This window comes from Halarchaeum nitratireducens (assembly GCF_017874695.1).
GTDB classification, from domain to species: domain Archaea; phylum Halobacteriota; class Halobacteria; order Halobacteriales; family Halobacteriaceae; genus Halarchaeum; species Halarchaeum nitratireducens.
The window spans coordinates 88397-112183 of sequence record NZ_JAGIKY010000002.1 but is presented as its reverse complement, the minus strand read 5'-3'; the positions used below and the strand labels follow the sequence as shown (position 1 = coordinate 112183).

The following is a 23787-nucleotide window of genomic DNA, read 5'->3' as shown; positions in this document are numbered from 1 at the left end:
CGCTACTCCTCCGCGCTCTCGGCGGGCTCGTCGGGGAGCGTTCGGAAGGCGTTGAGGATGACCTGCGTGGCGACGGCCCCGCCGGTCGTCCAGTGGTTCGCGTAGTCGAGCATGTCGTCGTAGATGTCGGGCTTACAGCCGGCGGCCTGCGGGTGGCCGCCGCCGTTGACCTGCCGGGCGACCTCGTGACAGCGCTCGAAGTCCTCGCTCCCGCGGATGGAGGCGGAGCCCGCGGGCTTGACGATGACGGCGGCGTCCGCGCCCTGCTCGCGGAGGTCGTCGGCGACCTCGTTCTGGGAGCACCGACCGTAGGTGACGCCGACGGTCACGTCCTCGCCGGCCACGGAGACGGTGCGGAGTTCGGCGCGGGAGAGGGCCTTGTCGATGAGCTCGCGTTTCTCGACGCGCTCGGCTTCGAGGAAGTCGAGGACCTCGGCGGGGAGGTCGGGGCCGTGTTCGCGGACGGTCTCGACGTACTCCTCGTCGTCGGCGCGATGCGAGTAGTCCGAGAGGTCGTCGCTGCGCGGGTCCTCCTTCAGCCAGAGGTCGTGATCGCGGGTGACGGCGGCGAGCTCGACGAGGTGGCGCGGGAGGTCGGCGTCGAGGGAGCGCACGGCGACGTCGGCGGTGCACTCCTCGTCGGAGTCGCCGATCACGAGGTCGACGCCGGCCGCGCGGACGCGTTCGGCCGCGTCCTCGGTCCACTGGTGGTGATCGTACCAGTGGACGGCGCCGGCGTGCGCGACGAGGCGTTCGAGTTCGTCGCGGACGTACGCGTACTCGTCTGGACAGAGGTCACAGACGTAGACGGTCGCGCCGGCGGGGGCGTAGTCGGAGACGCGGTCGAGTCCGTCCTCGAGGGTGTGCGGGCCGGCGGGGACGAGGGCGGCCGCGCCGTGGACCTCGCGGACGAGCGCGGCGCAGGCGAGGCCGTCGGCGTCGGGGTCCGCCACCACGACCACGTCCGCGCCGTCGAGGCGCTCGCGCATCTCGCGTTCCGTCTCGGCCTCGGAGACGTCGTCGGGGACGAAGAAGCCCCGCCCCGGGAGGCGGGACTTCCGTTCGAGCGAGAGGGTATCGTCGTCGATGACCCGGTCTTTCATACGTGGGGAAGCGCGGCGAGGGAGAAGAACCCGGCGGTTACGCGCGTCCGTCGATCTCGTCGGTTTCGAGGCGCCGCACGGTCAACACGGGGATCGGGGAGTCGCGGACGACGCGCTCGGCGACCGAGCCGATGAGGAGGCGGTTCTCGCCGTGGCGTCCGCGCGTGCCCGTGGCGACGACGTCGGCGTCGATCTCCCGGACGTAGGCGAGGATCTCGTCCGCGGGACGTCCCTCGCGGACCGCCGTGGTGACCGGGCCGTCGGCGCGTTCGGCGACGTTCGCGAGGGCGTCCTCGGCGCGCGCCGCGAGCGCGTCCGCCATCTCCGTGCGGAGGTCGTCCGGGGTCGTATCGAGCGCCCCCGTGTCGACGACGGAGAGCGCGTGGACGTCGGCGTCGAAGCGCTCGGCGAGGTCGAGAGCGGTGTCGATCGCGCGCCCCACGCTCTCCGACCCGTCGGTGGCGACGACAACGGTATCGATCATGTGGGGGACGTCGCCGCGTCCGCACTTAACTCCACTCCTCGGTGGGCTTTTGGTGGCGGCCGCCGGAGACGCCGACATGAGCCTCGAAGTCGGGACGGTCCTCGTCCCCGTCGACGGGAGCGACGCCTCCGGGACCGCCGCCGAGTACGCGGTCGCAGTCGCCGAGCGCTACGACGCCGACGTCCACGCGCTCTTCGTCCTCGGCGACGACGTCGCGCGGAGCATCGTGGACGGCGACGTGGACGAGGACGGGATCGCGGACGCACACGAGTCGTTCCTCGACGACGTCCGCGCGCTCGCCGACGCGAGCGACGTCCCGGTCGGCACCTCCGTCATGCACGGCTTCTCGACGCGACGCAAGACCCACCACCCGGGGAGTGTGATCCTCGACTGCGCGGACGACGTCGATGCGGACTTCGTCGTCATGCCCCGCGAGGCGCGTTCGAGCGTCGACCCCCCGGGAACGGTATTGGAGAAGGTCGCCGAGTACGTGTTACTCTACGCGAGTCAGCCCGTGTTGTCCGTCTGAACGCGGGCCGTCGAGAGGTCCATCTCCATCTCGATCTCGAAGCTCTCGGCGCTCATCGTCTCGAAGCCCACCTTCTCGTAGAGCGCGATCGCCGCGTGGTTCCACCGCTCGACCGTCAGCCAGACGTGAGCGACGTCGTTCGCCGCGCCGTAGCCGAGGAGCGTGCGGATGAGACGCGTCCCGATGCCACAGCCCTGCGAGTCCTGGTGGACGAAGATGGCGAGCTCGTACGCGTCGTCGCCGTCCGGGACGAGCGTCGCGTGGCCGACCGCGTCGTCGCCGTGCCACGCGACGACGTTGTAGGCGTCGCCCCCGACGAGCGTGTCGAGCCACGAGCGCACGCGGGCCTCGCCCGTCGGCGGAATGCCCTGCGCGCGCATGCTCGGGTCGAAGTCGTCGTACATCGCCACGAGCGACTCGATCCCGTCGGCGTCCGTCGACGCGAGCGAGCGGACGGTGATCTCGCGCCCGTCGGCGTCCTCGAAGGCGTGGGGCGGCGTCGGGAACGGGCCGGGCGCGTCGGTGTCGTTCGTCATCGGACCAGGGAGACGGTGACGGGCGCGTTCAGCAGGACGAACTCGGCGATGTGGCCGAGTCGGATCTTCCCCATCGGACTGCGCTCGCCGCCGCCGAGGACGACCTGTTCGAACCCCTCGCGGCCGGCGAGTTCGACGAGCTCGCTCCCCGGGTCGCCCGTGAGGTGTCGAACGTCGGCGTCGAGGCCCGCCTCCTCCAGCACCGACGACGCGTGATCGATGACCTCGTCCGCGGACCGGTCGCTCTCCGGGTTGTCGAGGACGGCGACGGTGAGCTCGTCACCCGCCTCGACGGCCCGCTCGACCGTGCGGTCGAGGGCGTCGAGCGAGTCGTCGCTCCCGCCGATGCCCAACAGCACTTTCATGAACGATACGTCACCCCGGCCCAGCAAAAGCCTTTGCGGCGCGTCTCTCTCGCCGCCGACCTATTTGTCCGGCGCGTCCGTATCGACACCCATGACGACAGTCGGGTTCATCGGACTCGGCGCGATGGGCGTACCGATGGCGTGGAACGTCGCTGACGACTTCGACCTCGTGGTCTACAACCGGAGTGAGGCGCCCACGGAACCATTCGCGGACGCGGGCGTCCCGGTCGCGGGGACGCCGCGCGGCGTCGGCGAACGCGCGGACGTCACCGTCGTCATGGTGACGGACGGCGAGGCTCTCCGGGACGTCCTCGACGGCACGGACGGTCTGCTCGCCGGACTCTCCGCGGGCGACTACGTCGTGAATTCGAGTACGGTCTCGCCGGACGACACCGGGGCGGCCGCGACGCTCGTCGCCGAGGCGGGCGGGCGCTTCGTCGACTGCCCGGTCTCGGGGACGATCGGGCCCGCCGAAGACGGGACGCTCACGATGCTCGCGGGCGGCGCGGACGCGGACGTCGACGCCGTCGAAGGCGTGCTGGAGGCGATGGGCGACCCCGTCGTGCGCTGTGGCGGCGTCGGCGACGGCACGCACGCGAAGCTCTCGGTGAACCTCCTCTTGGGGAACATGATGCAGTCGTTCGCGGAGTCGCTCGCGCTCGCGGACGCGAACGGCCTCGACGTGGACGCGATGCTCGAAGCCATCGGCTCCGGGGGAGTGGCGGCGCCGCTCTTCGACGCGAAGGGCGAGGCCATCGCCGAGGGCGACTTCGAGGCGGCGTTCCCGCTCGACCTGCAGTTCAAGGACCTGCGCCTCGCGCTCGACAGCGCGAGCGAGCGGGAGGTGCCGATGCCGGCGACGGCGGCGACGAAGGAGGCGGCGAGCCGGGCGCGCGCGCTCGGCCACGGCGAGGAGGACATCGCGGCGTTCGTGCGCGGTATCGAGGACGTCACCGGCGACGAGATCCGTCGGTAGGAGCGGGCTGGCGACCGGAGAAATCGCGGCGGGGGCGTCGCGCGACGCGCGCCGACGGGCGCGCTCGACCGGACGCACGGTGGCGCGACCGGCTCGTTGGACCGCCGCGAGCGGGGGGTCAGGGCACGCACCGGGATGGTCCCGGCATCGCACTCGGAGGTACGGGTCGGGGGCACGCTCTTTGGACCGGGGCGTCGAGTGTCGCGTGTGACTCGGTCCGTGGACGCGTTCGCGGACGCGCTCGCGGTCTTCCCCGGGAGCGAGGCCGAGCGCGACGCCGTCGCCCGAATCGCGGCCGATCTCGCGGCGAGCGGCCGCTACGAGCGCGACGCCGGCCACGAACTCGCGCCCGCGGAAGTCGTCGAACATCTCCGCGACGCGCCGGAGGGGCGCGTGGCGTCGCGGTGGAACTGGTGGATCGGGAGCCTCGATCTCGCCTACGGCGGGTACGGGGAGTTCGCCGTGCGCCGCTGGCGGGAGCGATAAACGAGGAGAACGGGAATCGTCGGCCGTTCAGTCGCTGAGCGGCGCGCCGCCGATGGGGACCACGGTGCGGTCCCACGCCCAGTTGACGACCTCCGCGAACGAGGCGTACATGGCGAGCAGGCCGGTGAGGACGCCGACGTAGCCGCCGATCGTCGCCGTCCCGAAGCCGAGGTCGCCGAAACCGAGCAGCAGGAACGTGATGGTCAGCGTGAGGAACACGGACCAGAGCGCCCAGTTGAGCTTGAACGTCGCGACCCACATGTAGGCCGTGAAGAGCCCCCAGAGGAGGAGCGCGGCGCCGACGGCCGTCGCGTTGACGGAGAGCCAACCGTTGCCCGCGAAGAGGACGAGCAGGCCGAACCACCACCAGAACGCCCCGTAGCTACAGAACGCCGTGTACCCGAACGTGTTCCCCTCCCGATACTCGAGGAGGCCGGCGAAGAACTGGCACGTGCCGCCGAAGGCGAGCGCGAGCGGGAGGACGACGGGTTCACCCGCGCTGGGTAAGATCCCGCCGTTGACGAGACTGAGGAGGACGGTCGTCAGGCCGAACGCGACGAGGCCGAGCGGTCCGGGGTTCGCGGTGTCGGTGTTGGCGGGCATGATCACTCACCTCGGACTTCGGCTTCGATATTGCGGACGATGTCGGGATTGCGAAGCGTCGAGGTGTCGCCGAGTTCCTCCCCGTCGGAGATCTCTTCGAGGAGGCGGCGCATGATCTTCCCGGAGCGGGTCTTCGGGAGCTCGGGCGTGAAGACGATCTTCGCCGGCCGCGCGATGGGACCGATCTGATCCTCGACGGCGGCCTCGATGCGCTCGCGCAGTTCGTCCTCATCGGCGTCGTCGTCTTCGAGGATGACGTAGGCGTGGATGACTTCGCCCTTCAGGTCGTCGTTCGCGCCGACGATGGCGGCCTCGGCGACGCCCTCGGCGGAGACGACCGCGGACTCGATCTCCATGGTCCCGAGTCGATGCCCGGAGACGTTGACGACGTCGTCGACGCGACCGACGACGGTGATGTAGTCCTCGTCGTCGATCTTCGCGCCGTCTTCGGGGAAGTAGACCCAGTCCTCGGGGTCGTCAGAGTCGGTGTCGGAGTACTCGGCCCAATACTCGTCGATGAAGCGCTCGTCGTTCTTGTAGAGCGTGCGCAGCATCCCGGGCCACGGCTTCTGGACGGTCAGATAGCCGGCACCGCCCGCGGGTACTTCCTCGCCGTTGCCGTCGACGATACGTGCGTCGACGCCGGGGAGCGCGGGACCGGCGCTCCCGGGCTTCATGTCGTTGACGCCGGGGAGCGTCGTCACCATGTGACCCCCGGTCTCCGTCTGCCACCACGTATCGACGATGGGACACTCCTCGTTCCCGATGTGCTTGTAGTACCACTTCCACGGTTTCGGATTGATCGGTTCGCCGACCGTCCCGAGCAACCGCAGCGAGGAGAGGTCGTGGCGCTGCGGGTGTTCCGCGCCCCACTTCATGAACGACCGGATGGCCGTCGGCGCCGTGTAGAACTGCGTGACGTCGAGGTCGTCGACGATCTCCCAGAAACGGTCCTCCGCGGGGTAGTCGGGTGCGCCCTCGTACATCGTCGTCGTCGTCCCGAGGGCGAGAGGGCCGTAGACGATGTAGGAGTGACCGGTGATCCACCCGATGTCCGCCGAGCAGAAGTAGGTGTCCTCGGGTTTGACGTCGAGGACGGCCTGCGAGGTCCACGCCGTCCACGCGAGATAGCCCGCCGTCGTGTGTTTCACCCCCTTCGGTTGGCCGGTGGTCCCGGAGGTGTACATGAGGAAGAGCATGTCCTCCGCGTCGCGCGCGACCGGCTCGACCGTCGCGCCGGCGTGGTCGGCCACGAGGTCGGCGTAGTCGTGTTCGTCCTCGTCGAGGTCGTGGCCGAAGTCGTCGCCGTTCGAGCCGAGGCGGTCGACCACGATCGTCTCGACGTCGTGATCGACTTTCTCGACGCCCTCGCGTGACTTCGAGAGGTGATCGAGGGGGTCGCCGCGCCGGTAGTAGCCGTCCGCGGTGACGAGGTACTCGGAGTCGGCGGCGTTCATCCGCTCGGCGAGCGCCTCGGCCGAGAAGCCAGCGAAGACGACCGAGTGGGGCGCGCCGATACGCGCGCAGGCGAGGAGCGCGATCGGGTGGGCGGGGATCATCGGCATGTGCATCGTGACGACGTCGTCCTCGCCGACCCCGAGGTCGCGTAACGCCGCCGCGAACTCGTTCACCTCCCGGTGGAGCTCCTCGTAGGTGATCGAGCGGTCGGCCTCGTCGGCCGGCTCGCCGACCCACTCGATGGCGACTTCGTCGCCGCGCTCGGACAGGTGCCGGTCGACGCACTCGTGGGAGGCGTTCAGCGTCCCGCCGGTGAACCACTCGTAGAACGGCGGGTTCGAGTCGTCGAGCACCTGATCGTAGTCGTCGTACCAGTCGAGGAGATCGGCGGCGCCCTCCCAACACTCGGGCCAGTTCTCCTCGAACTCCTCGTAGATGTTCGGATCGGTGACGTTAGCCTGCTCGACGAACGACTCCGGCGGCTCGAACACGTCCTGTTCGGCCAATCGCGTTTCGAGGTTGTCGTTTTCTACCATACCACACGTAGCAATCGAAGCTATTGTAATAAACGTTCATTCTAATTAGTTGGCGCACCCGAGCGCCACCGTCACGAGGACGAGTCGAACAGCGCGGTGAAGACCTTCTGTTGGGCCTTTCGAAGGTGGTTGTGCAGTGTCGGTGCCGAGACGCCCATGGAGCCCGCGAGCTCTTCCGCGGTGCTGCCGCGCGGCCACTCGAAGTAGCCCGCGAAGTACGCCGCGCGGAGCGTCACTCGCTGTTTATCGGTCAGCTCGTGCTCCACCGTCCGGTGGACGTCGTCCGGCGACTCGCGTCGCACGGCCTCGCGTTTGGCCCGGAACGAGACACCGGGGTGCGCCGCGGTGACGTCCTCGACGAGCGTGCGGACGTCGGTCTGTGTCGGGAAGACGGCGGCGACGCGCGCGACCCCGTCGGCGGCCGTCACCGACTCCACGGCGCCACCGCGTCGCACGATCTCCGCGATCGGCGCGTCCGAGCGGACGACGAACTCGAGCTGTGCGCGCTCGCCCGCGTCGCAGATGAGGCGAACGTCGGCGATCCCGTTCGACGCGGCGGCCCGGTCGAGGAGGGCGTCGACCGAAACCTCGCGCGCCGCGACGAAGCAGAGGAGCGACTGATCGGCCATCGGGACGAGCCCGTCGAGCTCCAGTCGACAGTCGAGCGCCCGGGACGCCGACGCGAAGAACGACCCCGCGTCCACCTCGAACACCAGTTCGACGCCCGTATCGGAGAGCAGTCGCTCCTTGCGCTCGGTCGCCGCCACCGCCCACCCGACGCGCCGCCCAGCGTCGACGAGCGCGCGTCGAAGGCCGCTGGTCGACGTGGACGGGCCGACGACGACACAGAGGAGCCCGTGGACGCGGTCGCCGGCGCGGATGGCGCTGGACGCCAGCGTCCGGTCGGCCCGCCACGCCTCGGCGGTGAGGTCGCGCTCGACGAACCGAACGCCGCCCTCGACGTCGAGGAGGGCCGTCTCGTCCAACACGTCCGCGATCGCCGCGCGGGCGTCCGGGTCGTCGACGCCGGTCGACGCCCGGATCTCCCCACGCTCGTCGCAGATCACCGCCGGCCCGCACGTCGCGGCGAGCGCCTCGCACGCCCGCTCCTCGACCGCCGGTCTGGTCGCCACGTCCTCGAGCGCCGCACCGAGGGCCGTCGCCGCCTCCGCGAACCCCGAGCGATCGGGTCGTTCGCGGTCCGGCTCCGTCGGTGAGGCGTCGCTCCCGGCCGCCGCCTCGTCGCTCAGCGCGGCGGCGACCTCCGCGCGGGTCGGCGGATCGGCGTACGGCTCCAAGCTGGCGAGGCTCGACCATCCACCCGCTTCGCGGACGATGCGGGGGTCGACGCCGGCCCCGAGCAGGCGAGCGGCGAAGTGCGCGCGGAGATCGCGCGTGGAGACGTCGGCGAGGCGGTCGTCGTCACCGTCGGCGGCCCGCTCCGCGACCTCCGCGATCAGCATCTGGAGACGGCGCGGCGTCACGTCGAAGAGCGGTTCGTCGTCGGCGATGTCGGCCGCGCCGGCGTACTTGCGGACGTCGGCCGCGACGGCCGGCGGAACGTAGGCGTCGCGCGTGTCGTCGTCCCCCGGGACCGCGAGGAAGTCGTGGTCGCTCGACGTCCGGGTGAGGTCGCCGGGGCGGAGGCGTGCGATCTCGCCGGGCCGCAGGCCGACGCGCCCGCAGAGGGCGACGAGGAGTTCCGTGCGGTACGAGTCGGCGGCGTCGACGAGGCGCTCGTATTCGGCCGTCGTGAGCGGCGCTCCGGCCGACGGGTCGTCCATGCCGTTTCGCTCTTGATACTATCGCGAAATAAGCGTTGGGTAGTGAGAGTCACCGATACTCTGAATATGAGAAGAGAGGAGCCGCTATCTCGGAGTTCAGTTTCGCGCTTTCGTCTCACTCCGAAACGCCGTCGACGATCGATTCGAGCTCGCCGACGATCTCGGGGTTGCGAAGCGGTTCCGTATCGGAGACTCGCTCACCGCTGGCGATCTGTCGGAGGTGGCGCCGGAGGACCTTCCCGGAGCGGGTCTTCGGGAGGTCGGGCGTGAAGACGACGACGTCCGGGGTGGCGAACCGACCAATGGCGGCCGCGACGGCCGCACGCACCCGCTCGCGCAGCGGTCCCGCGGACCCGGCGTCGCGCTGCGGCGTGACGTACGCGTAGAGGGCGGTATCGCTCTGGGGCCCGTCGACGCCGACGACCGCCGCCTCGGCGACGCCGTCGACGCCGACGATCGCCGCCTCGAGCTCGCGCGTTCCCAGTCGCTGCCCGGCGACGTTGAGGGCGTTCCCCTCGCGGCCAAGAAGCCGGAGGTAGCCGTCCGCGTCGACGGCCGCCGCGTCGCCCGTCTCATAGCGCCACGCCGTGGGCGCCTCGCCCGTCGAGTCGCCGAGGCCGAGCGCCATTCCGGGCCAGGGGCGGGTGAGGACGAGCGAACCGGATTCACCCGGGTCGACCGGCTCACCGCACGCGTCGACGACGTCGGCGGAGATACCCGGGAGGGGCGGGCCGGCAGTGCCCGGGCGCATCCCGTCGACGCCGGGCAGCGTAGAGACCACGATCCCGCCGGTCTCGGTTTGCCACCACGTATCGACGAGCGCACAGGAGCCGTTCCCGACGTGGTCGTAGTACCACCGCCACGTCGTCTCGTCGATCGGTTCGCCGACGGTTCCGAGCAACCGCAGCGAGGAGAGATCGTGGCGCTGGGGGTGCTCCGCGCCCCACTTCATGAACGCGCGGATGACCGTCGGCGCCGTGTAGAAGACGTCGACGGCGTTGCGCTCGACGATCTCCCAGAGGTGGTCCCGCTCGGGGTAGTCCGGCGTTCCCTCGTACAACACCGTCGTCGCCCCGAGCGCGAGCGGGCCGTAGACGACGTACGAGTGCCCCGTGATCCACCCGACGTCCGCCGAGCAGAGGTGCGTGTCGCCGGGTTCGAGGTCGAGGACGGCGTGGGACGTCCACGCGACCTGTGCGAGATAGCCGCCGGTCGCGTGTCGGACAGCCTTCGGACGACCGGTGGTCCCCGAGGTGTAGATGACGAAGAGGGGATCGCTCGACTCCCGGGGGACCGGATCGACCGTCTCCCCGGCGTACTCGTCGAGGAGGGTCGCGTACTCGGCGTAGTTGTCGCCGTAGGATCGGTCGTCGTCGAGCCGGTCGACGATGATGCGATCGACCGACTGCGGGGCGCGGAGACAGGCGTTGTCCGCCTTCCGCTTCAGGTCGTGGGCGGTCCCGCGCCGGTAGTAGCCGTCGCAGGTGAGCAGCCACGCCGACTCGGTGTCGGCGAGTCGCATGGCGAGAGCGTCGGCCGAGTAGCCGGCGAAGACGACCGAGTGGACGGCGCCGAGACGGGCGCATGCGAGCATCGTCACCGGGAGCTCCGGGAGTACCGGCATGTACGTCGTGACGACGTCACCGGCCTCGACGCCCCGCTCGCGGAGGGCGGCGGCGAGCGCGTTCACCTCGCGGTAGAGGTCGTGGTACGTGTACGTCCGCGTCTCGCCGAGGCGACCCTCCCACTTGAGGGCCGCGTGGCTCTTCCGGCCGGCCTCGACGTGCCTGTCGACGCAGTTGTACGACGCGTTCAACGCGCCGCCGGCGAACCAGTCGTATCCGTTCGCGGCGTCCAGTACTCGATCGTACGACGACGACCAGTCGAGGAAGGCCGCGGCCCGATCCCAGCACTCCGGCCAGCGATCCGCGAAGCCCTCCCGGATCGATCGATCGGTGACGTTCGCCCGCTCGACGAACGCGGGCGGCGGATCGATCCGGGATGCGTTCGCGGCGGTCGGCCGGCCCGGAGAGGACGTACCCTCGTTCATATGGCGTGGTACTCGGACGTGAGGCCCCCGACGACTAAAGTCACGAGGGTGAGTCACACGGTTCGACTGGTGTCCGGTCGCGGGACCGACGGGCCCAAACGCCGCGGGCGAGTAGCGTCGGACCGATGGACGTACGGTTCCTCGGCGGGGCGAACGGCATCGGTCGCAGCGCCCTGCTGGTGAACGACTCGCTCCTCATCGACTACGGACTCGAAGGCGGGACGCCGGCGAGAACGCCGCCGGACGTCGAACCGGACGCCGTCGTCGTCTCGCACGCCCACCTCGATCACGTCGGCGCGGTGCCGAGCCTGTTGAAGGGGGGTCGCCGGCCGTCGGTTCACTGGACGCCGCCGACGCGCGAGCTCGCCGACCTCCTCGCCCGGGACACTCTGAAGCTACAGGCCGATCGCTACGACCGGCCGTTCACCCGCGCGGAGATCGGCGCGCTCGGCGAAGTCTCGCAGACGCACGCGTACGGCGTACCGTTCGAGGCTGCGGGCCACACGGTCACGCTCTTCGACGCCGGCCACATCCCGGGGAGCGCACACGTCCTCGTCGACGAATCGGGACGGAGCCCCGACGGAAGCAGAACGCAGTCCGGCGACGACGACGCCCGCCTGCTCTACACCGGGGACTTCCACACAGAGGGACAACGCCTGCTTTCGGGCTCGACGGCGCGCCCCGACGCCGACGCCGTCGTCTGCGAGAGCACGTACGCGGACGTGAGGCGGGGGCGGCGGCGCGAGACGGAACGGCGGTTCGCGCGCGAGCTCAGGGAGACGGTTCACCGAGGCGGGACCGTCGTCGTACCTGCGTTCGCGGTCGGCCGCACGCAGGAAGCGATGCTCGTCTGTGCGGCACACGACATCGACTGCTACGTCGACGGGATGGGGGTCGACGTGGCGAAACGGCTGCGAGGCGTCGACGGGTTCCTCCGCGACCCCGAAGCGTTCCGCGCGGCCATGGGAAACGCCCGCTTCGTCACGGGCGGGCGCGGTCAGAAGAAACGCATCGCCGAGCAGAACGCCGTCGTCATCACGACGTCGGGGATGCTCACCGGTGGCCCGGCGATGACGTACGTCCCCGCGATTCGCGGCGACCCGACGAACCTCGTCGCGTTCGTCGGCCATCAGGTCCCGGGAACGCCGGGCTACGACCTGCTCGAACGCGGTCGAGCGGAGTTCGACGGCCGCACCCTCCCGGTCGCGGCGCGCACGGCGTCGTTCGACTTCTCCGCACACGCCGACCGCGACGGTCTCCGCTCGTTCCTCGACGCCTACCGCGACGCGCGCGTCTTCGCGGTGCACGGCGACGCGACCGGTCGGTTCGCCGCCGACCTCCGCGCCGACGGCTACGACGCGACGGCGCCGGACACCGGCGAGACACACACGATCTGATCGACCGCCGCGTCGGAATCGGGACCGGATAAGCAGAGCTTGTTGCCGGTACTGGGTCCGATGGCACGACCGCGAGCTGTCGCGTCCGCCGACTCCCCGCGTCCTGGGCTTTCGAGGCGACGATGTACCCGTATCTCGACGGGTCGCTCGGCGTCGTCGAAAGGGGCGGGAATCACTACTACCCGGAAGCAAAGGCGGGTAGTGCGCTCTGGGGCGTCCTTATACCGATGGGGGTCGTACGAAGGGGCACATGGCAGAGACACAAACCGAGGCCGGCCGCGACGGGGACGATCATCTCGACGACGTCGAGCCGGGGGCGGGGTGCACCGAGATCTGGGAGCACCTCAGCGAGCGGCGCGCCGAGGAGTAGAGATTTATATCGGAGACGTTCTAGCAAAGATATGAGTGACGGGTCAGAGATTCCGCCGACAGACCGCGAGTCACCGGTGGGGCGACCCGTCATCCGCGGCGACGAGCGCGTCGCCGGGGAGCGCGCACAGGAGGCCGTCGAATTCGATCCGACCGATCCCGAGAGCGTCGCCGACGCCGCCGAAACCGTCGCATCGTTCGCGGGCGGCGAGCTCGGCGACGATCGGTTCTACATGCTCCGCGGGGCGGCGGCCTGCGCGGCGCTCGTCCGCGCCGAGGGGTCTTATAAGGCCGCGGCCGAGCGCGCCGGCGACGGCGTCACCGTCTCGTTCATCCGAAAGTGGGCGCGCGTCCACGACCTCCCGCGTCCCGTCCGTCGGCACGTCGCCGCGGGCCATATCGCACCGACCGCGGCGAAGCACATCGCGCGCGTCGGGGGCGAAGCGCGCTATCAGCTCGCGTTCGCCGCCATCGACAACGACCTCACCGTCCGCGAGGTGCGCGCGATCGCCAGCGAGGTGAACGACGGTCGGCCCATCGAGGACGCGCTGCGCGAGCGCGGCGTCACGCCCGGCGAGCTCACCGTCTCGCTCCCGCTCGACACCTATCGGGAGCTCAGACGACGGGCGGCCGTCGAGGACGTGACTCCGGGGGCCGTCGTGACCGACGCCCTCGAAGAGTACCTCGAATGAGCGGATGGTAAACGTTTAACGCCGCCCCCACCACGTACCCGATGAGGGCCGATAGCTCAGTCCGGCAGAGCGTCTGGCTTTTAACCAGACGGTCGCGTGTTCAAATCGCGCTCGGCCCGTACACCGCTCGCGGAGCGACGCGTGAACCGGCCGCGGCGAGATTCGAACGCACGACGACGCGAGGACGACGAGCGGCGGCCAGTGTTCAGATCGCGCTCGGCCCGCTCTCGATCGACGAGCGGTGCGACCGGTCGCGCGGACGCATCCGGTAGCGTTAGGGGCGACGACGCAGAGAGGTACGGGTATGGCAGGAACTCTCGCCGGCTACGATCCGTTCGACGCACTCGGAACCGTCCTCGGCGTCTATCTCGCGCTCGCCGCGATCGCGACGCTCGTCGGGAGACCGTGGCAGTACACCGGCGGCGCGGGCGTGATGATCGTCCAGATCGTCGGTTGCGTGCTCACGTTCTTCGTCGGTGCCGCGCTCCTCGCACTCGTCTACCGGGTCGGACAATGAGCGTCGCCATCACCGTCTACAGACGAGAGCAGTGTCACCTCTGCGACGAAGCCGAGCGAACCATCGAGAACGTCGTCGACGACCTCGACGTCTCGGTGACCGTGACGACGCACGACGTCGATGCCGACCCCGAGCTCGAAGCCGAGTACGGTGAGCGCGTCCCGTACGTCGAGGTCGAGGGCAGTGTCACGTTCGAGCACCGGGTCGACGAGGCGCGCCTGCGGAGCGCGCTCGCGGACGCGGCGTAATCAGTCCTCGGCGTCGGTATCGGGTTCGACGAACACCGTCGCGACACCGAGCGCGAGTCCGAGAAGCCCGCAGGCGATTTTGAGCGGGCCGTGAAGCGTCCCGGGAACGAGCGCGACGGTCAACAGCACGAGCCCGAGGAGCTTCGTTAGGCGATCGATCGCACGATAGCGCCGCGGCGAAAGCGAAGACATCGAAGAGTGTGTGAGTGTTAGTCGTCGGAGACCGCGGTGTTCGCCACGTCCGAGTCGTCGTCGCTCGGGACGGCGTCGGAGGCACGGCGTTCGACGCCACGCTTGAGCACGAGGTAGGTGATGGCCCCCCAGACGAGCGGAACGATGATGTTGAGGTAGAGCAGGTAGCCCGTCACCTCACCGGTCGGTATGCCCGTGACCTCGGCGACCGTCCCGTTCATCGCGGCGATGGAGAGCATGATGACGAAGACGATCGCTCCGACGCCGACGGCGGTCTGAGCCGGCCGCTCGATCGGATCGGCCGTGAAGTGGACCGCGTCCGACGTGTAGTCGACGAACGGCCAGAGCACGAGGACGCCGGCGATGACCCCCGGGAGGAGCACGCCGCCGACGAACTCCGCGAGCGGCACGAAGTCGGGGATGATCTTCAGGAGGCCGAACACCCACATGAAGTACCAGTCCGGTGCGACCCCGCCCGGCGTACTGAACGGGTCGTTGGGCCCCCAGACGGGGAGGCGCTGGACGGGGAAGAGTCCCGCGAGCAGCGAGAGGACGGCGAACGTCGAGAGGAAGACGATGAGCACCACCGCGACCTGGTTCGGGAGGAGCGGAACACCGGTGACGAGGGACTCATCGGAGACCTCGACATCGGCCTCGGCGTCGCGCCCGGACTGCTGGTCGGTGTGTTTCTGCCGGATGAGCAGGAACATGTGGACGGCGATGAGGCCGCCGATGATCAGCGGGATGAGGAACGTGTGGTAGAAGAACATCCGCGGGAGGATGGTGCCGGCGTTGTCGGGCCACAGCCCCCCGAAGACGATCTTCGTCAGCGTCTCGCCGATGACGGGAATGGAGCTCGCGAGGTTGAACCCGATCCCGGTCGCCGTCGACCCGTACTCGTCGAAGGGGAGCGCGTACCCCATGAACCCCTCGACGAGGCCGAGGAACAACAGCGTCGACCCGACGACCCAGTTGAGTTCGCGCGGGTTCCGGTACGCACCGCTGAAGAAGACGCGGAGCATGTGGAGCCCCATCGCGGCGACGAACAGGTACGCCCCCCAGTGGTGGACCATCCGGATGAACATCCCCATCGGGACGTCGTAGGTGATCCGCAGGACGGACGCGAACGCCATCGGAACCTCCGTCCCGGCGTAGTTCGCCACGATGCCCTGGTAGGTGGTGTCCGCGGCGCCCGGGCGGTAGAGCAGGCCGAGGAACGTCCCGGTGAGGACGAGGAAGACGAAGCTGAACAGCGTGACCTCACCGAGGAGGAACGACGCGTAGCGGTCCTCCGGGAACGCCTTGCCGAGGAACTCGTCGCCGAGTTCGAGGCGGTCGTCGAGCCAGCGGTAGACGCGGCTCCCGTCGTACTGCTGGGCCTCCTCGCTCTCGTCGGAGTCGGTGATCGTGCTCATCGGTTACTCCCCGGCCCCAATGTGGGCCTCGAACGGGCCGGTGGCGATTATCAGCTGGTCTCCGTCCTCGGCGATCCCGACGGGGAGCTGGGGCAGCGGCCGGGGCGCGGGCCCGCTGACGACTTCGGCCCCCTGTTGAGGATTGAACTGGCTCTGGTGGCACGGACAGAGGAAGTCCCGGTTGTTCGGGCCGGTCCGCTGGGAGACCGTACAGCCGGCGTGCGTGCAGACCGCGGAGTACGCCGAGTACCCCTGTGCGGTCCCGTCGAGCATCGTCGGCTCGCTGTAGTCGTCCTCGGAGAACCGGACGAGGAGCGTCGTGGCGACGGGGACCTGGAGCGCGCCGCCGCCCTCCTTTTCGGGGAAGACGGTCATGCTCTCGCCGCTCCCCTCCTCGATCGCGTCCACGGAGAGGGGATTGCCCTCCCCGTCGACGATGCGCGTGCCCTGCGTGTAGAGCGTCTGGTAGTTGTAGTCGGGGCCGCCCGAGAGCGCGGACTCGTCAAGGCCGTAGAGGCCGGTGACGGCGAAGCTCCCGATCGCGGCCGCGCCGCCGAGCGCCGCGAAGAACTTGGCGGCGTTCCGCCGGGTCGACTGGAGGCGGTCCTCCTCGTAGTCGACCTCGGACTGTGCCTGGGCGTCGGTGTCGGCGTCAGTGTCGTCGTTCGTGGACATGGTCAGTGATCGCGTTCCTCCGCGACCTCGATGGTCGGCATGAAGTGCGTGTAGTACATCAGGACGGTCTCAGAGAGGGAGAGCGCGAGGATCGCACCGTAGAACCCGAGGAACTGGTTCCGAGAGAGCCCCATGACCTCGCCGGCGAACAGCACGGCGAAGACGGCGCTCAGGAACGTGAACAGACCCATGAGCCAGACGGCTCTGAGACTGGCGTCCGCGGGATAATACGCGATGATCCGCCTGTGCGCGTTGTGGAGGAAGTCCGGCATGTACGGGAGCGAGTCGCCCTCGTCGGGATACAGTGGCTCCGTCCGTCTCCCCACGTTGTGTGCGTATCGCACCTGCGCGTAGAGAACGCCGACGAGCGCGAAGAGTGCGATCCACGAGACGATGCCGGCCACGTAGACCGAGATCTCCGTGGGCATCGTCACGAACTGTCCCGTCGGCGCGAGTGAGACGTCCGCCCCTGACTGTAGGGGGATCTGCTCGAAGCTATTCCCTCCGCTCGCGATCGCGATGCCCCACATCGGCATGAGCACGATGCCGATGAGCACCAGTATGATGGCCGTTTCGCGTCTCATTGTTTGGTTTCGAAGTCCCGACGCGCCAGCGGCGCTCGGTACTCGTCGCTACTTGGCTGTTACCCGGTTACGTACATCCTTGTTTCGGTTACGAGCTGGCGAGAGCGCGAGTAGACGATCGAAACACACTCAATCCGGGGCTGAGTACACTCCTCCACGGACGGCGTTGTTATGAAACGGAGGCAGTTCATCACCAAGGCAGGTGGCGCGGGGCTCGCCGCGAGCGGTATCGTCGGCTCCGCCGCCGCACAGGAGAGTGAGGGCGACGATCCCCGGACGGGATCGGGGACGGAGAGCGATCCGTACGTCGTCGAGATGCACACGGAGGGATCGGATTACCTCTTCGATCCGGTCGGGCTCTACGTCGAGCCGGGCGACTACGTCCAGTGGGTCAACGCGAGCGGGAGCCACTCGACGACGTCGTACTCCTCGTCGAACCCGCAGGCGAGCAACGACCTCATCCCCGAGGACGCCGAGCCGTGGAACAGCGGCACGCTCCAAGAGCAGGACGCGACGTTCACTTACCAGTTCCAAGCGACCGGGACGTACGACTACTACTGCATCCCGCACAAGACGCTCGGGATGGTCGCGCGAATCGTCTGCGGCGAACCGGGCGGTCCGGCGGCGGGCGAGGAACCGCCGGACGCGGTCGGGAGCGGCGTCCTCCCGGACTCGGAGACGATCGTCGAGGACCTCGCACTCGAATACCCGTACATCCCGGATACCGGCGGCGGTCCCCTGCCCGGGCTCGCCCTCGGCGGCGCCGCGCTGTTCGGCCTCGGGAACGTCTACCTGCTGAGTCAGACGGACCGCTTCTCCGGGCGGTACAGCGAGGACGCGCCCGACGACACCGAGATCTAGATCAACGCCGTCGCGGCGATTCGAGTTCGATGTCCGCCGCGTCGAGTCGCTCCTCGACTTCCGCGCGCTTCTCCTGGTGCTCCGCGAGGAACTCCTCCATGAGCGTCGCCGCCTGTTCCTTGCAGTCGCCACAGAGGCGCTCGCCCTCTCGGCACTCCTCGTAGACGCGTTCGGCGAACTCGTCGTCGTCGGACGCGAGGAGGTAGGCGTAGAGTTCGTACACCGGGCAGTCGTCGGGTTCGCCGCCGAGTTCGCGCTGCTCCTCGGCGCTCGTTCGGCCGCCGGTAGTCGCCGCCTTCACCTTGTCGTACCCCTCTGCGGGATCGTCGAGGAGGCTGATGTGGCTCGCCGGGATCGAGGAGCTCATCTTCCCGCCGGTCAACCCCGTCATGAAGCGGTGGTAGATGGAGGAGGGCGGGACGAAGCCGTAGCCACCGTGATCGACCTCGATTTCGCGGGCGAGATCCGCCGCGGCCCCGCGGTCCATCTCGAAGCTGTCGACGTGACCCTCGAAGACGCGCTTTTCGCCCTCGACGGCCTCGATGAGGGCCTCGAAGGCCTCGTCCGTCGCGTTCCGGTCGAGGAACCGCACGCGCGGACGGAGCGGCTCCTTGCCAGCAGCGCGGAGTTTCTCGACGGCGCCGTCGCGGGCCGCGGCCCGGTCGTCGCCGAGATCGGCGTCGGCGAGCCAGTCGGCCGCGGCGACGCAGCGCACCGGCTCGTCGGCGTCGGGGTCGGCGAGCGCGTCGGGGTCGGCGAGCGCGTCGTAGGCTCGCGCGAGCAGGGCGCGTTCGGCGTCGCCGTCGACCTCGAAGGAGGCGTACGCCTCCGTGACGCCGAAGTACCGCGTTCGGGCGGCGAGGTCGCGCGCGAATCGGACGTGCGGGTCCTGATCCGGCCCGACGGGCACGACGGTCGGCTTCGGCTCGTCTAATTGCGGCGAGAGGATGTCCGCCATCTGCGTGACGACGGACTGCATGTGCGAGACGTCGGTCTCGCCGTCGAAGCCGTAAATGGACTGGAACTCGGAGAAGTTGGCCTCGATCCCGAGTTCGAAGGCGAGGTCTTGGACGTCTCGGTTCGTCGACTGCCGATAGAGCGTCCCCTCGTCGGGGTCGAAGCCGAGCGCGAGAAGCGAGAGGAGGTAATCCCGCGTGTGCTCGTCGATCTCCGCCCACGAGAGGTCGCGCGCCGCGTGCGCTTCGAGGTCGGCGATGAGCGCGGTCGCGTCGCCGCCCTGCTCTTGGTGCCAGATGATCTCGTCGAAGACCATCTTGTGGCCGATGTGGGGGTCGCCCGTCGGCATGAACCCGGAGAGCGCGGCGAACGGTTCGTCGGCGCGCATCGCGTCAAGGACGCGCCGGTAGTCGCGGTGGCCGAAGATGATCGCCCGCCGCATCAGGTAGTGGGGGGTCGGAACGTCGCCGAGGACGTCCTCGAAGGACTCGATGCCGAACTCCTCGAAGAGTTTGCGGTAGTCGGAGACGGTCGAGGATCCCCACGGATCGAGCGCGAGCTCGTCGGCGCCGTCCGTGGTCTCCGTCCCGCCGTCCGTCGCGGCCGTGTCCGTGTGGTCTGCAGTCATAAATTAGGGCGTGAGTCGGCTCGCGGCGAGCCAGGTGATGTCGTCTCTGTGTGCCAGCGCAAAAACCATTCGCTTCCGCACCCCGTGGGCGAGTCTGACGTCGAGCGCGAGGTCGCGCGGGTCGAAGACGTGGGCGGGTTCGAGACAGCGCACGAGCCACTCGGAGTGTCCGAGGTCCTCGACGTCGGAGACGTCGGCGTACGTGCGGAAGTCCGCGCCGAACTTGAACCCGGTCTTGGGGACGAGGCCGCGATCCCGGAGCTCTCGATACGTCCGAAGCCGTCTGTCGAAGCGCCCGCGTTCGACCGCGCGACCGCGTTCGACGAGCGCGTTCACGTCGCCGTCCCGTTCGGGGAGGACGAGATCGCCCTCGGCGGCGAGGTACGCGGCCTCGACGAGCGAGAGCTGGACGGCACCGACGTCCGAGGCGCGACTGGAGAGCTCCTGCCCGTAGAAGGCCGAGCGGTGGAGCGCCGTCGGGGGCTCCCAGACGACGACGCGGTCGTCAAGGAGGACGCCCTCGGCCGGCTCGCCGAGGTCGTACTCGGTGGCGCCCTCGGGGGTGACGCGTTCTGTTTCGAGGTAGGTGAGCTCCGACTCCTCGTCGACGACGGCGAGCACGGTGTCTCCGAGTTCGGACGCGGGGACGTCGGTGCGTTCGCCGACGACGCGGACGCGGTACGCGATCTCGTCGTCGCGCGGCCCCTTCCCGCGCGGATAGACGACGAAGTCCTCGTCGCCCGGCTCGTCGATCCAGTCCTCGCGGGCGGGCGAGAGGTAGAATCCCCGGTCCCGGAGGTCCGTGTAGACGAGAAAGCGGGTGCTGAAGCCGCTGTCGCCGGCCGCGAGGAACTCGCGGAACCCCATTCCCTCGACGGCGTCGAGCTCGCCGCGGAAGAGGAGGTGCGCCGCCTCGACGCGCGAGAGGGCGATCTCGTTCCCGCTTCGCGGCACCCCGTAGCCGCTGGCGTCGTGGAACCGCTGACGGGCGTCGTCGCCGACGACGACCCGATCCCCCCGGAGGTGACCGTTCATACCGACACCGTGCGACGTGGGCGACCAAAGGGCCTACGGTGCGGCGCCCGCGTCTCGCCGGCCGTCGTTCGCGTTCGGGTCACGCACCCCGAAACGCGGGGTCTACGGCGCGCGCGCCGGACACGCCGTGGCGAGACAGCGCTCGCCGCTCGGCGTCTCGAAGCGCGGCCCGCCACAGTCGCACTCGCCGACAACGGTGCCCGATGGGACCGCGTACGCGTTCTCGCACGCCGCACAGCGGGCGCGGAGGGCGTTGCGCCGCTCGATGCGGAGGGCCCCACCGCAGGCGGGGCAGTTCCACGCACCGTCGAAGCGCTCGCGCACCGCCGCGTCGATCGGCTCGCAGTGGCGATCGAGACAGACCTCGAAGACCGCGCCGCGTTCGACGCGGATCCGCGGTAGTCCGCACCGCGCACACGTCTCATCGAGCACCGTCGCGTCCCGCGGCACGGGGTAGCGCGCTCGACAGCCGACACAGACGACGTCACCGCGCGCACGCACGAGCGGACCGTCGCAGTCCGGGCACGTCCCCACCTCGGGACCGGCGGGCGTCACGGGCGCGAAGGTGTCGAGCGTCGTCTCGTGGCTCCGCACGTCGAGGCGTTCGGTCCCGGAGCCGGCGACGATGCGGGCGCCGTCCGCGTCGCTCGCATAACGGACCACGTCGGCGCGCGTCAGCCACGACGCGGGCTGATACCCGTCGGAGTCGTGGACGAGGACGGTGTTGTCGGGTTTGACGAGCACGATCACCTCGCCGCGTTTCTCGGTGCGTTCTGCGTCCTCGTATGAGACGGTACAGTCGCCGGCCAGCACGCGGGTCGCGTCCTGCATCGGGGCGACGTGGCCCCGTCACCGTAGAAGAACCCTCAGGCGATGTCGACGAGGCGCTCCTCGCGGACGGTGTCGAGGACGCTCTCGGGGAAGACGACCTCGACGGCGTAGACGAGCGCGTCGTCGTCCGCGCCGAAGACGCCGACGGGGAGCGTCGTCGCGCCGTCGAGGTACGTCGTCGTGGACGTCATCTCGACGGTCTCGCCGGCCCCCCCGTCTCGGGTCGCGGTGACGCGACAGACGACGCGCGCGGGCCCGCCGTCGTTTCGCACCGTCACCTCCCGCATGTCGTTCTCGCCGCGTGCGACCGCGTCGGGAAAGTCGCCCCAGTCGATGGAGAGGTCGGGGAGCGCCGCGGCCTGCTCGATCACGGCGTCCGCGACGCCGCCCGACAGCCCCGCCTCCACGAGGCCGTCCCGGCCCGCGGCGCGCACGTCGGCGACGCTCGTGATCCCCTCGTCGACGAGTCGGTGGGCGCGCCCGGCCCCGACGCCGTCGAGGGCGGTGAGTTCGACCGCCTCCGCGGGGACGCCGGTGTCGATCCGGGCTTCGAGGCGGTGGGCGAGGTTCGCGCCGTCCGGTTCGTCGAAGCGTTCGAGGAACTCCGCGAGGGCGGCGAGCAGGCGGAGGGCGTTCTGTCGGATGACCCACGCGTCGGAGCGGAGTTCGGGCGGCGTCGAACCCCGCATCGCACCGTAGAGGACGCCGAGCACCTTCCGCGGGCCCGCTTCGAGGTCGTCGCCGCGGTCCCCGAGGACGGACGCGACGGCCTCGCGCTCGTCGCGGCGGGCGCTCACGCTCTCGAACTCAGAGGCGCGCGAGACGGCGCGGAGGACGGCCGCCTCGTCGACGTCGCCCTCGGCGAGGTCGCGAAAGCCGACCGCGGTGTCCATGTCGAGGTAGTACGTCGAGGTGAGCATGCCCAGCTGGGTGGCGGTCAGGCCGAGGTCGTCGTGCGCGCGGACGAACCCCTCCTCGATCAGGTCGTCGAGGACGCCGCGCACGCGCTCGCGGACGTTCGCGAAGTCGTAGGCCTCGGGGACGGACTGCGCGCGCCGGTAGTAGAAGGTCGTCTCCAGCCACGCCATCACGTCGTCGAGGTCGTCGACCGTCCCCATGGCGATCTCCGCGTTCAGGTGCTCCGGGAGGTCGTCGGCGAGCGCGGACTCGATCTCCTTGCCCTCGCGGAGGAGCGTCCGGTACTTGTCCGCCTCCGCGTTGTCGCAGACCACCCAGCCGTATCCGACATCGTCGTACCCCGGACGGCCCGCGCGCCCGAGCATCTGGAGGACGTCGAGCGGGCTCATGTCGACTTCGCCTTCCAGGGGTTCGTGGTACTTCGTGTCGCGGATGACGACGCAGCGCGCGGGGAGGTTGACGCCCCACGCGAGCGTCGACGTCGAGAAGAGGAGGCCGATCTTCCCCTCACGGAACCACGCCTCCACGCGGTCCTTGTCGTTCTTCGAGAGGCCGGCGTGGTGGAACGCGACGCCGTCGAGCACGCTCTTACGGAGGGTGTCGTTGTCGAGTTCCTCGGCCTCGGTGTGGAAGTCGTAATCGCCGCGCGCGCCCATCGGGACGTCGCGCTCCGCGAGCTCGTCGCGGGCCTTCTCGGCGGCCCGAACGGTGTCCTGTCTGGAGGCGACGAAGACGAGGGCCTGTCCGTCCTCGCGGAGGTGGGGTTCGGCCCGGTCTAAGGCCTTGTAGAGCCGGCGGTACTTGTCCGCGAAGGAGTTGTCGCCGTGGACGTACGTCGTGACGTCGGCGTGGAGGTCCACCGGTCGGTAGTCGTCGCCGAACTCGAAGGTGCACTCGGGAGGTGCATCGAGCCACGCGGCGACGTCCTCGACGTTCGGCATCGTGGCGGAGAGCGCGACGATCCGGGGGTCACAGAGCCGCCGGAAGCGCGAGACGACGACCTCCAACACCGACCCGCGGTGGTCGCTGTCGAGGAGGTGGACCTCGTCGATGACGACGACATCGACGTCCGTGACGAACGAGTATCGCGGCGAGTCGTGTTTGCGGGTCGCGGAGTCGGCCTTCTCCGGCGTCATCACGAGGACGTCGGCGCGCTCGGCGCGACGCGGGTCGAGGTCGCGTTCGCCCGTGACGACGTAGACGGAGTAGCCGAGGGCCTCGAAGCGCTCCCACTCCTCTTCCTTCTCGTTGGTGAGCGCGCGCAGCGGCGCGACGAAGAGCGCGGTCCCGCCGGCGGCGAGCGCGCGACAGATCGCCAGCTCGGCGAGCGCGGTCTTGCCGGAGCCCGTGGGAGCGGCGACGACGACGTTGCCGTCGCGTTCCGTGAGGGCGGGGACGGCCTCGCGTTGCATCCGATTGAACTCCTCGAAGGGGAAGGCGTCCGCGAACTCCGGGACCGCCTCGGCGACCTGCATTGTCGGGTAGTCGAAGGGCGGGCGGCGGGGAAAGCGTTTCCGTCCCGCGTCGCACGGCGTGGCGCCGACGCCCTTTTCCCGCG

The 23787-nt window shown here is 69.7% G+C and carries 24 protein-coding genes and 1 tRNA gene; 9 read left to right on the top strand and 16 right to left on the bottom strand.

The genetic code is table 11. From position 1 onward, the window contains the following. Positions 1–2: 2 nt before the first annotated feature. Both J2754_RS02600 and J2754_RS02595 read right to left on the bottom strand, forming a co-directional pair. Complete coding sequence (locus tag J2754_RS02600; RefSeq protein ID WP_211086609.1) at positions 3–1103, bottom strand: DHH family phosphoesterase; 1101 nt, start codon at positions 1101–1103, stop codon at positions 3–5. A gap of 37 nt (positions 1104–1140) precedes the next feature. Next, complete coding sequence (locus J2754_RS02595; protein ID WP_188877511.1) at positions 1141–1587, bottom strand: universal stress protein; 447 nt, start codon at positions 1585–1587, stop codon at positions 1141–1143. 76 nt (positions 1588–1663) lie between these two features. Here J2754_RS02595 and J2754_RS02590 point away from each other — a divergent pair, with 76 nt between their 5' ends. After that, a complete protein-coding gene (locus J2754_RS02590) occupies positions 1664–2116 on the top strand; it encodes a universal stress protein (protein WP_211086608.1) in 453 nt (150 codons plus the stop codon). Here J2754_RS02590 and J2754_RS02585 read toward each other — a convergent pair. Both J2754_RS02585 and J2754_RS02580 read right to left on the bottom strand, forming a co-directional pair. Then, positions 2095–2652, bottom strand: a complete 558-nt coding sequence (locus J2754_RS02585; protein ID WP_211086607.1) for a GNAT family N-acetyltransferase — start codon at positions 2650–2652, stop codon at positions 2095–2097. The genes J2754_RS02590 and J2754_RS02585 overlap by 22 nt on opposite strands. Next, positions 2649–3017, bottom strand: a complete 369-nt coding sequence (locus tag J2754_RS02580; RefSeq protein WP_188877507.1) for a universal stress protein — start codon at positions 3015–3017, stop codon at positions 2649–2651. Before J2754_RS02580 ends, J2754_RS02585 begins: the two co-directional genes overlap by 4 nt. Before the next feature lie 91 nt (positions 3018–3108). On the opposite strand from J2754_RS02580, the gene J2754_RS02575 reads away from it, so the two are divergent. Next, positions 3109–3993: an NAD(P)-dependent oxidoreductase gene (locus tag J2754_RS02575; RefSeq protein ID WP_211086606.1), complete on the top strand. Its 885-nt coding sequence runs from the start codon at positions 3109–3111 to the stop codon at positions 3991–3993. Positions 3994–4200: 207 nt separating this feature from the next. After that, positions 4201–4479: a WNWW family protein gene (locus J2754_RS02570; protein WP_245332866.1), complete on the top strand. Its 279-nt coding sequence runs from the start codon at positions 4201–4203 to the stop codon at positions 4477–4479. A gap of 27 nt (positions 4480–4506) precedes the next feature. Here the strand turns inward: J2754_RS02570 and J2754_RS02565 are convergent, their stop codons facing one another. The 4 genes from J2754_RS02565 to J2754_RS02550 form a co-directional block, all read right to left on the bottom strand. After that, on the bottom strand, positions 4507–5082 hold the full coding sequence (locus tag J2754_RS02565) for an acetate uptake transporter (RefSeq protein WP_211086605.1): 576 nt from the start codon (positions 5080–5082) through the stop codon (positions 4507–4509). A gap of 2 nt (positions 5083–5084) precedes the next feature. Beyond that, on the bottom strand, positions 5085–7076 hold the full coding sequence (gene acs / locus J2754_RS02560; protein WP_211086604.1) for an acetate--CoA ligase: 1992 nt from the start codon (positions 7074–7076) through the stop codon (positions 5085–5087). A gap of 71 nt (positions 7077–7147) precedes the next feature. After that, complete coding sequence (locus J2754_RS02555) at positions 7148–8860, bottom strand: bacterio-opsin activator domain-containing protein (protein WP_211086603.1); 1713 nt, start codon at positions 8858–8860, stop codon at positions 7148–7150. Positions 8861–8975: 115 nt separating this feature from the next. Continuing rightward, entirely contained in the window at positions 8976–10910 is a 1935-nt protein-coding gene (locus J2754_RS02550; protein ID WP_211086602.1) for an acetate--CoA ligase, read from the bottom strand. Between the two features lie 125 nt (positions 10911–11035). Here J2754_RS02550 and J2754_RS02545 point away from each other — a divergent pair, with 125 nt between their 5' ends. The 5 genes from J2754_RS02545 (at position 11036) to J2754_RS02525 (ending at position 14133) form a co-directional block, all read left to right on the top strand. After that, positions 11036–12307 carry an MBL fold metallo-hydrolase gene (locus J2754_RS02545; protein ID WP_211086601.1) on the top strand — a complete coding sequence of 424 codons (1272 nt, stop codon included), beginning with the start codon at positions 11036–11038 and terminating at the stop codon, positions 12305–12307. Between the two features lie 401 nt (positions 12308–12708). Next, positions 12709–13368: a DUF7119 family protein gene (locus tag J2754_RS02540; protein ID WP_188877499.1), complete on the top strand. Its 660-nt coding sequence runs from the start codon at positions 12709–12711 to the stop codon at positions 13366–13368. Positions 13369–13413: 45 nt separating this feature from the next. Continuing rightward, positions 13414–13487: transfer RNA gene (locus J2754_RS02535), tRNA-Lys, on the top strand. Positions 13488–13672: 185 nt separating this feature from the next. Next, a complete protein-coding gene (locus J2754_RS02530; protein WP_211086600.1) occupies positions 13673–13885 on the top strand; it encodes a DUF8123 family protein in 213 nt (70 codons plus the stop codon). Continuing rightward, positions 13882–14133 carry a glutaredoxin family protein gene (locus tag J2754_RS02525; protein ID WP_211086599.1) on the top strand — a complete coding sequence of 84 codons (252 nt, stop codon included), beginning with the start codon at positions 13882–13884 and terminating at the stop codon, positions 14131–14133. Before J2754_RS02530 ends, J2754_RS02525 begins: the two co-directional genes overlap by 4 nt. Here J2754_RS02525 and J2754_RS02520 read toward each other — a convergent pair whose 3' ends face one another. The 4 genes from J2754_RS02520 to J2754_RS02505 are packed head-to-tail and all read right to left on the bottom strand — an operon-like array spanning position 14134 to position 16999. Continuing rightward, positions 14134–14325, bottom strand: coding sequence for a DUF8120 family protein (locus J2754_RS02520; protein ID WP_211086598.1), 192 nt, complete (start codon positions 14323–14325; stop codon positions 14134–14136). Between the two features lie 17 nt (positions 14326–14342). Then, positions 14343–15740 carry a cytochrome b gene (locus J2754_RS02515; protein WP_188877495.1) on the bottom strand — a complete coding sequence of 466 codons (1398 nt, stop codon included), beginning with the start codon at positions 15738–15740 and terminating at the stop codon, positions 14343–14345. Between the two features lie 3 nt (positions 15741–15743). Then, positions 15744–16415 carry a QcrA and Rieske domain-containing protein gene (locus J2754_RS02510; protein WP_188877494.1) on the bottom strand — a complete coding sequence of 224 codons (672 nt, stop codon included), beginning with the start codon at positions 16413–16415 and terminating at the stop codon, positions 15744–15746. A gap of 2 nt (positions 16416–16417) precedes the next feature. Further along, on the bottom strand, positions 16418–16999 hold the full coding sequence (locus J2754_RS02505) for a hypothetical protein (protein WP_188877492.1): 582 nt from the start codon (positions 16997–16999) through the stop codon (positions 16418–16420). A 171-nt stretch (positions 17000–17170) separates the two neighbouring features. Here J2754_RS02505 and J2754_RS02500 point away from each other — a divergent pair, with 171 nt between their 5' ends. Beyond that, the gene (locus tag J2754_RS02500; RefSeq protein ID WP_188877490.1) at positions 17171–17860 is read left to right on the top strand and encodes a plastocyanin/azurin family copper-binding protein; all 690 of its coding nucleotides are present in this window, start codon (positions 17171–17173) and stop codon (positions 17858–17860) included. A 1-nt stretch (position 17861) separates the two neighbouring features. Here the strand turns inward: J2754_RS02500 and J2754_RS02495 are convergent, their stop codons facing one another. The 4 genes from J2754_RS02495 to J2754_RS02480 all read right to left on the bottom strand — a co-directional run bounded on the left by J2754_RS02495 (position 17862) and on the right by J2754_RS02480 (position 23704). Further along, the gene (locus tag J2754_RS02495; RefSeq protein WP_188877488.1) at positions 17862–19445 is read right to left on the bottom strand and encodes a tryptophan--tRNA ligase; all 1584 of its coding nucleotides are present in this window, start codon (positions 19443–19445) and stop codon (positions 17862–17864) included. 3 nt (positions 19446–19448) lie between these two features. Then, positions 19449–20480 (bottom strand): tRNA-intron lyase, encoded by a 1032-nt coding sequence (gene endA / locus J2754_RS02490; protein ID WP_188877486.1) that lies wholly within the window; start codon positions 20478–20480, stop codon positions 19449–19451. A 102-nt stretch (positions 20481–20582) separates the two neighbouring features. Continuing rightward, a complete protein-coding gene (locus J2754_RS02485) occupies positions 20583–21311 on the bottom strand; it encodes an endonuclease NucS domain-containing protein (protein ID WP_211086597.1) in 729 nt (242 codons plus the stop codon). 35 nt (positions 21312–21346) lie between these two features. Further along, complete coding sequence (locus J2754_RS02480; protein ID WP_211086596.1) at positions 21347–23704, bottom strand: DEAD/DEAH box helicase; 2358 nt, start codon at positions 23702–23704, stop codon at positions 21347–21349. Between the last annotated feature and the right edge of the window lie 83 nt (positions 23705–23787).